11 protein-coding genes and 1 pseudogene are annotated in these 10,022 nt (G+C 64.7%); all 12 read right to left on the bottom strand.

Translation table 11 applies throughout. The annotated features are described in order from the left end of the window. A pseudogene (locus VGH54_RS05080) lies at positions 1-877 on the bottom strand (F0F1 ATP synthase subunit alpha); the annotation flags it as partial. A 46-nt stretch (positions 878-923) separates the two neighbouring features. Beyond that, positions 924-2,264 carry a F0F1 ATP synthase subunit B/delta gene (locus tag VGH54_RS05075; protein ID WP_331510853.1) on the bottom strand — a complete coding sequence of 447 codons (1,341 nt, stop codon included), beginning with the start codon at positions 2,262-2,264 and terminating at the stop codon, positions 924-926. A gap of 6 nt (positions 2,265-2,270) precedes the next feature. Next, positions 2,271-2,789 carry a F0F1 ATP synthase subunit B gene (locus tag VGH54_RS05070; protein WP_331510852.1) on the bottom strand — a complete coding sequence of 173 codons (519 nt, stop codon included), beginning with the start codon at positions 2,787-2,789 and terminating at the stop codon, positions 2,271-2,273. 9 nt (positions 2,790-2,798) lie between these two features. Then, on the bottom strand, positions 2,799-3,056 hold the full coding sequence (locus VGH54_RS05065; protein WP_331510851.1) for a F0F1 ATP synthase subunit C: 258 nt from the start codon (positions 3,054-3,056) through the stop codon (positions 2,799-2,801). Between the two features lie 77 nt (positions 3,057-3,133). After that, a complete protein-coding gene (atpB, locus tag VGH54_RS05060) occupies positions 3,134-3,886 on the bottom strand; it encodes a F0F1 ATP synthase subunit A (protein WP_331510850.1) in 753 nt (250 codons plus the stop codon). Next, positions 3,879-4,328: an ATP synthase subunit I gene (locus tag VGH54_RS05055; protein WP_331510849.1), complete on the bottom strand. Its 450-nt coding sequence runs from the start codon at positions 4,326-4,328 to the stop codon at positions 3,879-3,881. Before VGH54_RS05055 ends, atpB begins: the two co-directional genes overlap by 8 nt. Positions 4,329-4,551: 223 nt before the next feature. Next, positions 4,552-5,742 (bottom strand): MraY family glycosyltransferase, encoded by a 1,191-nt coding sequence (locus VGH54_RS05050; protein ID WP_331510848.1) that lies wholly within the window; start codon positions 5,740-5,742, stop codon positions 4,552-4,554. A gap of 51 nt (positions 5,743-5,793) precedes the next feature. Continuing rightward, on the bottom strand, positions 5,794-6,447 hold the full coding sequence (locus tag VGH54_RS05045) for an L-threonylcarbamoyladenylate synthase (RefSeq protein WP_331510847.1): 654 nt from the start codon (positions 6,445-6,447) through the stop codon (positions 5,794-5,796). Continuing rightward, entirely contained in the window at positions 6,447-7,295 is an 849-nt protein-coding gene (gene prmC / locus VGH54_RS05040) for a peptide chain release factor N(5)-glutamine methyltransferase (RefSeq protein WP_331510846.1), read from the bottom strand. The genes VGH54_RS05045 and prmC overlap by 1 nt, the downstream gene beginning before the upstream one ends. Further along, entirely contained in the window at positions 7,292-8,356 is a 1,065-nt protein-coding gene (prfA, locus tag VGH54_RS05035) for a peptide chain release factor 1 (RefSeq protein ID WP_331510845.1), read from the bottom strand. Before prfA ends, prmC begins: the two co-directional genes overlap by 4 nt. A 90-nt stretch (positions 8,357-8,446) precedes the next feature. Further along, the gene (rpmE, locus tag VGH54_RS05030) at positions 8,447-8,689 is read right to left on the bottom strand and encodes a 50S ribosomal protein L31 (protein ID WP_331510844.1); all 243 of its coding nucleotides are present in this window, start codon (positions 8,687-8,689) and stop codon (positions 8,447-8,449) included. A 157-nt stretch (positions 8,690-8,846) separates the two neighbouring features. Beyond that, positions 8,847-10,022 (bottom strand): AMP-binding protein (locus tag VGH54_RS05025; protein WP_331510843.1); only part of this gene is annotated, 1,176 nt, incomplete at its 5' end.

Below are 10,022 nucleotides of genomic sequence, written 5' to 3'. Positions count from 1 at the left end.
CGGGCGGACGACGCAGCAGCAGCGAGATGGCGCGGTAGGCCTCGGCCTGCTTGCTCAAGTCGTCGAAGACGATCAGCACGTGCTTGCCGTTGTACATCCAGTGCTGGGCGATCGCCGAACCGGTGTATGGCGCAAGCCATTTGAACCCGGCAGAGTCGGACGCCGGCGCCGCGACGATGGTCGTGTAGTCCATCGCGCCGCCCTCGTCGAGCGCACGCCGCACCGACGCGATCGTGGTGCCCTTCTGACCGATGGCCACGTAGACGCAGCGGACCTGTTTCTTCTCGTCGCCAGTCTCCCAGTTCTTACGTTGGTTCAAGATGGTGTCGACGCAGACCGCGGTCTTGCCGGTCTTGCGGTCACCGATGATCAGCTGACGCTGGCCACGACCGATCGGCGTCATCGCGTCGATGGCCTTGATGCCAGTCTGCAGCGGCTCGGAGACGCTCTGCCGCTGCACCACCGACGGGGCCTGAATCTCCAAGGCGCGGCGCGTTTCTGCCTTGATGTCGCCCTGGCCGTCGATCGGCTCACCCAGTGGGTTGATCACGCGGCCGAGGAACTCATCGCCGACCGGGACCGAGAGAACCTCGCCGGTCCGCTTGACCTGCTGGCCTTCTTCGAGCTTCTCGTAGTCACCCAGGATCACCGCGCCGACGGTGTGTTCGTCGAGGTTCAGCGCGACACCGAGAACGCCGCCGGAGAACTCGAGCAGCTCCTGGGTCATCACCGACGGCAGGCCCTGCACGTGTGCGATGCCGTCTCCGGCGTCGACAACGAGGCCCACCTCCTCACGCGCAGTGTCGGAGTGAAAGGACTCGACGTATTCCTCGATCGCACCCTGGATATCGTCAGCGGAGATTGTCAACTCTGCCATGGCTTTTCGTCTTCCTGCTTGTTAATTTGGTGACTCGGGTTATGTTTCAGTCTGGTAGCTGGGCGCTCGCTCTGGCGAGCCGAGACGACAGCGTCCCATCAATCACCTCGTCGCCGACCGAAATGGCCAGGCCGCCGAGCAGTTCGGGGTTGATATGCATCTGCGCCTTCACTGGGCGGCCATAAACCCGGCTCAGCAGTTCGGTAAGACGGGTACTCTGAGCCTCGCTGAGTTCGGCGGCCGCGCTGACATGCGCGACGATCTCGCCGTGGCGGGCGACTGCTACCCCGGCTAGGCGAAGCATCGCGGTCTCGGCCGGTTCGCCACGCAGAATGTCGACGGTCTGCGCCAGCAACTCGGCGGTGATGGGGTTAACGCTCTGGCCGGCGTGCCCGAGTACGTTGCGGAGCAGCTGAACCCGGTCTTCGGCGGGCACGACGGTGTCGCCCAGGAGACTGGCCAGCCGTGGCTCGCTGTCGAGAACGCGGCTGAACCAAAACAGCTGATCTGCCACTTCGTCGATCTGGCCGGCACGCTCTGCTCGGACCAGAAATGCCTGGCGCGCAATGTGTTCGACGGCAACGATCAGGTCGGGGGTGTCGGACCAACGCTCCGACACAGCGGTGCGGAGTACGTCGAGCGTTGGATCCCCCACCTTGCCGGAGAGCAGTCGCTCGATCAGCCGGACCCTGGGCGTACTGTCTTCAGCCCGGGTTGCGAGATACCGGGTGATGACCACCTCGCGGCTGAGTAGATGCGCGACCTCGACCAGCTCTTCGGCGAGCGTGGTGAGCGCCGAGTCATCGAGGCCTTTGGCAATCTCGACTAACCGGTCCATCAGGTCCGTCAGCGCGCGCTGGCTTGACGATCGCAAACTTCCCAGCACGGGATAGTGGATCTCGGCCTCAGAGGGGGCCATCTCGTCGAGGTTGTTCAGGAAACGGTCGACGGTCGCGGACTGCTGGCCCGGTTCGGCGGCGTAGCCGCGCACCAATTCGCCTGCCCGTCGGACGGATTCGGCACCAATGTCCTGACGCAGCTGCCGAATCAGTTGCGCACGCAACAGCTCGACTTGCTTGGCGCCTTGCACCTTGATCCGCTCGACTTCGGAGTCGGCCTGGGCGTGCAACTGCTCACCGATGCGTTTGGCGTCGGATTGCGCTTCTTCGATAATCCGCTTGGCCTCCGCCTTAGCGTCTTCCTTTGCCTTCTCGTGCGCGCGACTGGCTTCCGCGAGTCGATCAGCGGCAGCCGCGGAGTCCGCCAGTTGCTGGCGTACGGCGTTTTGCTGGTCCTCCATCATCTTGCGGACCGGCGGCACGACAAAGCGCACGATCAGCCACACGATGACGGCGAACCCGATGAGCTGCCCGATGAATGTTGACATGTCTTGCTACCGCCCCGAACCGCTCGCCGTGACCGAGGTGGAGATCTCGACGCCGAGGATGCGGCTCGCCAACGTGGTGGAGATGGTGTCCACCCGCGCACGAAGTTCCGCAGCCACGGCGTCGCCCTCCCGCTTGAGTTGCTCGGCAGCGTCTTGCAGTGTCGCGGAAACCTGCTCCTCGACACGGTGACGCTGTTCCTCGAGGACCTTGCGGCCCTCTGCCCGAGCCTCGTCGCGAGCCGCCGATGCCTTGACCCGGGCGGCGGACATCGCCGACTCGTAATCTTCTTGCGCAGCGGCGAACTGCTCGGCCGATTTCTTGTTGTCAGCAGCCGTCTTGGTGACCATGTTGTCGCGCTCTTTGAGCACCTTCGAGATCGGCGGAACCACAAAGGCGCCGATCACGCCGAGCACGATCAGGAAGATGATCAGCACAACGAAGAAGGTGCCGTTGGGAACGAGGAAGTTACTGCCGCCTCCCTCGGCCTGGCTGGCAGCCACGACCACAGCGCTCATGTCACCCATCGTTGCGGACTACTTTGGCGAAATTGGGGTGGCGAAGACGAACAGCGCCATGAAGGCCAGGTTGATGAAGTAGGCGGCCTCGACCAGACCCACCGTGATGAAGAACGGTGTGAACAGTCGGCCTTGTGCCTCAGGCTGCCGGGCGATGCCGGAGATCAGCGCGTTACCGGCCACACCGTCACCGATACCGGCGCCGATCGCGCCACCTGCCATGATCAGCCCGCCGCCGATGAGGGCGCCAAGGCCAATGAGATTGGGGTCTGACATTGCTTATCCTCCTTGATATTTGGTAGCGGTCTACCAAGTCTGTCGTGTTGTTGTGAGCCAGCGATTGTCCTGCGGTCCTACTCGTGTTCCCCTTCCAGCTCCATCGCTTGACTGAAGTACAAGATCGTCAGCAGCGCGAAGATGAACGCCTGGATCGCGCCGACGAAAAGGTCGAATGCCTTCCAGATCGCGTTGGGCGCCCACATGATGTAGGGCGGGAAAAGCGCGATCAGCGAGACCAGGATGCCGCCGGCGAAGATGTTGCCGAAAAGTCGGAGCGACAACGAGATCGGCTTGGCAAGTTCTTCCACCACGTTGATGGGTGCAAGCACGGCGACGTGCCCCTTGACCACCGCAACCGGGTGTCCGATGATGCCGCGGCGCCAGATTCCCGCCACGTGGTAGCAGATGAACACGAAGAGAGCCAGCGCGAGCACGTAGTTGATATCCGCGGCCGCCGACGAGAGCAGCTCGGTGGTTTTTCCGTGATCGGAGTATTGCAACGGCAGTACCGATAACCAGTTCGAGATCAGGATGTAGACGAAAAGCGTGACGGCGAGCGGTAACACGAACGGTGCAATGCGCATGCCGATCGCGCTCTCGATCTGGTTGCGCATCTGGACGGTGATCGCCTCGAAGAACAACTGGACACCGCCCGGAACACCGGTCGAGGTGACTTTGGCGCGAAGAAAGAATGCCAGCCCGATGACGATGACGGCAGCGATCGCGGACGAGGTCACGGTGTCGACGTTGACGGTCAATCCGAACCAGTTGGCGGTTTTGTGATGACCGACCTCGATCGCGCCTTCGGCCAGAAACGCCTCAGTCATTGCTGTTTCCTGTCCCTTCAAGCGCGTCGGCCGTCCCGGTACGCAACTTCTTCATGACCGGCAGCGCGGTCGTCAGCACCAGCAGCACCTGGAAGAGCGCGAGCCCGAACACCACGCCCAGCCCCGCGGGCCGGAAGACGAATGCGATCGCCAACCCGATCGTCGTGATGACCAGCAACCGCGTCGCTGAATTCAGCGCCATTTTCTTTTTCAGCGGGTGCGCATCCGCAGTGATCGCAGCGACCGAGCGCTGCACGCCGAGGGCGTTGAGCAAACCCAGCAGGAGTCCCAAGCCGAAGAACAAGCCAACCTTCGGACTGCCGAGCCAGGCGGCGATTGCGACCGCGACGACGGTGAGCGCAAGAGAGGTAACGAACAGCCGAACCGGCCGGAAAGCAACGGAGGGAAACACCAACGGCGCGTCTTGCGCTGGTGTAGTCACTGCAGCACCTCAGTCCTCGTTCGGGGGGAGTTGCTTGGTTGCTCGTGCGTAGCCCGTAGAGCGTATCGAAGCGCTTTTACCGCACTCGCATCACCCAAGGGACTGCTCCCCTTTGTCGGTCGTGTGTCGACAGGATCGGAGCGGACTCCGTCTGCCGGTGGCCGGCAACCCGCGAGGTTAATTCGGGTTCTACCAGCACCGTACCACATCGACGCGGACTCTACTACTCCTCGTCGTAGACATCGTCACGGCGTCGCAGCAGCGGGATCAGCGTCGCGAAAACCGCAATCGCAATCGCGCCCAACATGACTGCGGCGGTGTCGCGCGGATTGAAGAAGATCGTGCTTGCGGTGCCGAAAGCGACGATGCCCACCCACAAGTAGATGATCAGTACCACGCGCCGGTGGGAATGACCGATCTGCAGCAGACGGTGATGCAGGTGCATCTTGTCGGGACTGAACGCGCTTCGGCCCGCCCGGGTGCGCCGCACGATCGCCAGCAGCAAGTCGAGCATCGGCACGAACATCACCGCCACGACCAAGAGGAATGGCGACAGCAGAGCAAACACGTCGCGGGCGCCGTAGGCATTCTGCGAGATCGGCCCCGCGGCCGTCGTCGACGCCGCGGCCAGCATCAAGCCGATCAGCATCGAACCGGAATCGCCCATGAAGATCTTGGCCGGATGGAAGTTGTGCGGCAAAAAGCCCAGACAGGCTCCGGCCAGCACCACCGAGATGACCGCGGGCGGGTAGAACAGCACGTCACCACCGTGGTCGCGCAGCAGGCCGACGGAGAACATGCAGATCGCCAGCGCGGTGATGAGCCCCAGCCCGGCGGCCAGCCCGTCCAGACCGTCGACGAAGTTCATCGCGTTGACGATCGACACGGTCAGCGCCAGCGTGAGCAGGATCGACGACGCTTGGTCAAGCACGATGGTCCCCACCCCGCCCAACGGGATGTAGAGAACGCTCCATGCGACACCCATCGTCACCAGGACGCTGGCCGCGGTGATCTGACCGGCGAACTTCGTCAGCGCATCCAGCCCCCAGCGGTCGTCGATCAGGCCGATGCCCATGATCAGCCCGCCGGCCCACACCACCGCGGGCATGCCCGTGGAGTAGACGAAACCGCGAGTGAGGGCCGGAAGCTGCGATGCGAGGAACACCGCTGCGACGACCCCGATGTACATCGCCAGGCCGCCCATCCGTGGGGTGGGCATCACGTGCACATCGCGTTCGCGCGGATAGGCCACCGCGCCGAATCGGGTCGCCATTACACGCACCGGTCCGGTCACGAAGTAGGTGATGATCGCGGCGGTCAGACCGACGAGCGCGAGCTCACGCAACGGAACACCCGCGCCACGATCAGCCAGGGCGAGCACACCTCCGGCGAGGTTGTCGGCACCGCTGACCATCCGAAAAACCGTAATGCACCGCCCTGAGATCGAACTGAGCCGCCCGCCAGGTCAGCCCGACAAACTCGCGGCATCCAGCCCGAGCACCTCGGCAATACCCGCGGCACTGACCGGGCCGGCTCGCAAGATGCGCGGTTCGGGACTGGTCAAGTCCAGGATCGTCGAGGCGGCTTGCTGAGCCGACGGACCGGCATCGAGATAGACGTCGACCAGGTCGCCCAACTGCTCGCGGGCGTTCTCGGCGTCCACCGCCGGAGGCCGGCCGGACACGTTGGCGCTCGATACCGCCATCGGCCCGACCTCGCGCAGCAATTCGATCGCGACGGGGTGCAACGGCATGCGCAGCATGACCGTGCCACGAGCGTCGCCGAGATCCCACTGCACCGATGGCGCCTGCCGGACCACCAGACTCAGCGCGCCGGGCCAGAAAGCGCGGATCAAATCCCGCATCGCCTTGGAAACCGAGAGGGCCAGGCCGTCGATCGTGTGCCACGAGCCGACCAGCACCGGAACCGGCATGTCGCGGCCGCGGCCCTTGGCGGCCAGCAGCGCGGCCACCGCCGCGCTGTCGAAAGCGTCAGCGCCCACGCCATAGACCGTGTCGGTCGGAAGAACCACCAGCCCACCGTTTTTGACGGCCGCGGCCGCCGATGCGATTCCACGAGAACGTTGTTCGGGGTCCGTGCAGTCGATGACGTCGCTCATCAGCGGACGTCCTTCCTGCGGGCCGTCACGAATCGCGGTCGTCCGGTCAAATCGGTTCGGGCCACGACATCATCGAAAAGCCCTGTCCCGCAGATTGTTTCAGTAGTCATCGAAGATGTGGTGTCGTCGTGCTCGACAGCGAACAGACCGCCGTGGCGCAACAAGCGTCCGGCGAGCCAGGCGACGGCCGGAATCACCGCCATCCCGTCCGGGCCCCCGAACACGGCGTTTGGCGGATCATGTTCAGTCACTTCGGGTTCGAGCTCGGCGCCATCCGGAACGTAGGGCGGGTTGGACACCACGAGATCGACGTGGCCCTCGAGCTCGGTCAGCACACCGGAGTGGGTGACGTCGGCGCGCACGAAGTCCACCGTGGTGCCCGCGGCGTTTCTGCGCGCGTAGTCAAGCGCTGCATCGGAGTCGTCGAGGCCGATCACCCGCGCGTCGGGCCGATGCCGCGCCAGGGCGAGCGCCAGCGCACCCGAGCCGGTGCAGACGTCGACGATGACGGGTTTGGCGGGAAGGGACTGCGCGACCGCCCATTCCAGCATCGCCTCGGTTTCCGGGCGCGGGATGAAAACCCCGGGACCAACGGACAGCGTCAATGGCCCGAACGCAGCGGTGCCGGTGAGATGCTGCAGCGGGACGCGGCGGGATCGCGCGGCGATCGCGGCGTTGTAGTGGTCGAAGAACACGTCGTCGGGCGCCCCGAGCAGTGACAGCCGGCCGCGCTCGGTGCCGGCGACGTGCGCGGCCAATTCCTCGGCGTCGTAACGCGCGGAATCGATTCCAGCGTCTGCGAGCAGCGTCGTCGCGGAGTCGATCGCGGACCGCAGTCGAGTTGTCATGCCTGCTGCAGCCGGGACTGCTTGTCGGCGGCGCTCAGAGCGTCGAAGAGTGCGTCGACGTCGCCGTCGAGAAGCTGATCGAGATTGTGTGCCTTGTAACCGATGCGATGATCGGTCACCCGGTTCTCCGGAAAGTTGTAGGTCCGGATTCGTTCGCTGCGGTCCACGGTGCGGATCTGGCTGGCCCGGTCGGCCGACGCGTCGGCGGACGCCTGCTCCTCCGCCAACGCCTGCAGGCGAGCGGCCAGCACCAGCATCGCGCGGGCCTTGTTCTGCAGCTGCGAACGCTCGTTTTGACAGGTGACGACAATTCCGGTGGGCAGGTGCGTGATTCGGACCGCCGAGTCGGTGGTGTTCACACCCTGGCCGCCCTTCCCGGACGACCGGTAGACGTCGATGCGCAAGTCCGACTCGTCGATCTGCACCTCACCCACTTCTTCGGGTTCGGGATAGACCAGTACGCCGGCCGCCGAAGTGTGTACGCGGCCTTGGGATTCGGTGACCGGAACGCGCTGCACGCGGTGCACACCGCCTTCGAATTTCAGGCGCGACCACACACCGTCGGCCGAGTCGCCCTTGCTGGCGATGGTCAGCGTCGCGTCTTTGTAGCCACCCAGATCCGAGTAGGTCTCGTCCAAGACCGTCACAGCCCAGCCGTGCCGTTCGGCGTAGCGGATGTACATCCTGGCCAGGTCCGCGGCGAAGAGCGCCGATTCTTCGCCGCCCTCGCCGGATTTGACCTCGAGGACGACGTCGTCGGCGTCGTGCGGGTCGCGTGGCGCCAGCATGTCGCTGAGCTTGGTCTCCAGCTCATCGACCCGGGTTTCCAGCTCGGTGATCTCGTCGGCGAACGACGCGTCGTCGACGGCGAGTTCGCGTGCTGTCTCCAGATCGCCGCGCGCCGATGTGAGCTGGCGGTGGGTCGCCACGATCGGGGCCAGTTGTGCGAACCGGCGCCCGACCTTGCGCGCGTTGGCGGGATCGTTGTGCAGTTCGGGATCGGACAGCTGACGCTCGAGGTCGGCATGCTCGGCCACCAGCGTGTCAATCGCCTGAGTCATGCTCCTCCTTCCCGCGCGATCGGGACAACTCCGAACGCAAAACGACGCCCGTCCTGCGCGGTGAACGCGACAGTTCGGGCGTCGATCCTGCTACTTGTCGGCCGAGGCTTCCGTCTCGGCACCGGCCTTGCGCTTGCCGTAACGGCGCTCGAAGCGAGCGACCCGACCACCGCTGTCCAGAATCTTCTGCTTACCCGTGTAGAACGGGTGGCACTGCGAGCAGACCTCGACCACGATGTGGCCGTTTGCCTTGGTGCTGCGGGTCTGGAAGGTGTTGCCGCAACCGCAGACCACCGTGGTCTCGCCGTAGGCGGGATGAATGTCAGCTTTCATGGTGTCCTCTTCAGTAGTCGGTCGCCGGGTCGCCCAATGTGCTGGTCATCGAAGGACGTGAACCGGAACCTGAACTTCGGCTGTTGATTATGCCAGCTCAGCCGCTGTGTCCCTAAACGCCTGCCACCGTCCGGGCATTCCCGGGCCGGCGCGGACGCTAACCCGGGCTGGCCTGGGCTTTGGCGGAACGGTCGACGACGGCGTAATCGCGGCCGACCCGGGTCCACAACAGACCGCCGTCAGGGGTGCTGCCCTGCGCGCTCAGGTGCCGTTTGAGGATTTTGTTGGTGGCGGTGGTCGGCAGGCGGTCGGTGATCCAGACATGCCGCGGCCAGGCTTTGGGTGAAAGATCCGGCTGGCCTGCCAGAAACTGGCTGAAGTCGTCAGGCGTCAGCTCGGCACCGTCCACCAGCACCAACGCCGCCATTACCTGGTCTCCCACCTGCTCGTCGGGTACCGCGTACACCGCGACCTGGCTGACGGCCGGCAGCCGCTGCAGGATGCGCTCGATGGGGGCGGTCGTCATGTTCTCCCCGTCGACCCGCAACCAGTCCCCGCTGCGGCCGGCGAAGTAGATCCAGCCGTCGGCGTCACGGTAGGCCAGGTCGCCGGACCAGAACATGCCGTTGCGCAAGCGCTCGCCCGTGGCGTCCTTGTCGTTGTAATAGCCGGCGAACAGGCCCGCGCCGGTGGTGTTGACCAACTCGCCGATCGCGTCGTCGGGGTTGAGCAGTGTGCCGTCGTCGTCGAATTCGGCCACCGCGCATTCGACCAGCGTGTCGGAGTTGTAGATGCTGACACCCGGAAAGCCTTGTCCCAGCGAGCCGGGCGGGCAGCCGTCCTCGCGGGTGATGATGATCGCGCCTTCGCTGGAGCCGAAGCCGTCCCAGACCGTGCAGTCGAAACGCCTACTGAATTCTGCGATGTCGCGGTCGCTGGCCTCGTTTCCGAACGCGACCAGTAGCGGGTTGTCCGCGTCGTCGGGCTGCTCGGGAGTGGCCAGCACATAGGCCAACGGCTTGCCGACGTAGTTCATGTAGGTAGCGCCGTAGCGGCGTAGATCGGGCAGCAGACGAGACGCCGAGAACGTGGCGGGCACCATCGCCGAGCCGGAGCCTACCGCCACGCTCCAGCCCGCGAGCAGGGCGTTGGAGTGAAAGAGCGGCATCGACAGGTAACAGGTGCCGGACGAATCGACATCGAACCGATCAATCAGGTTGGCGCCGGCGAAGATAACGGTCAGGTGAGTCACCTGAACCGCCTTGGGTTCGCCGCTGGTTCCCGAGGTGAAGATCATCATCAAGGTGTCGGTGGGCTCGACCTCGCGATGCGG

Source organism: Mycobacterium sp., assembly GCF_036488105.1.
Lineage (GTDB): Bacteria > Actinomycetota > Actinomycetes > Mycobacteriales > Mycobacteriaceae > Mycobacterium.
The sequence above is the reverse complement of the archived record's forward strand: the minus strand, read 5'-3'. Positions and strand labels throughout refer to the sequence as shown.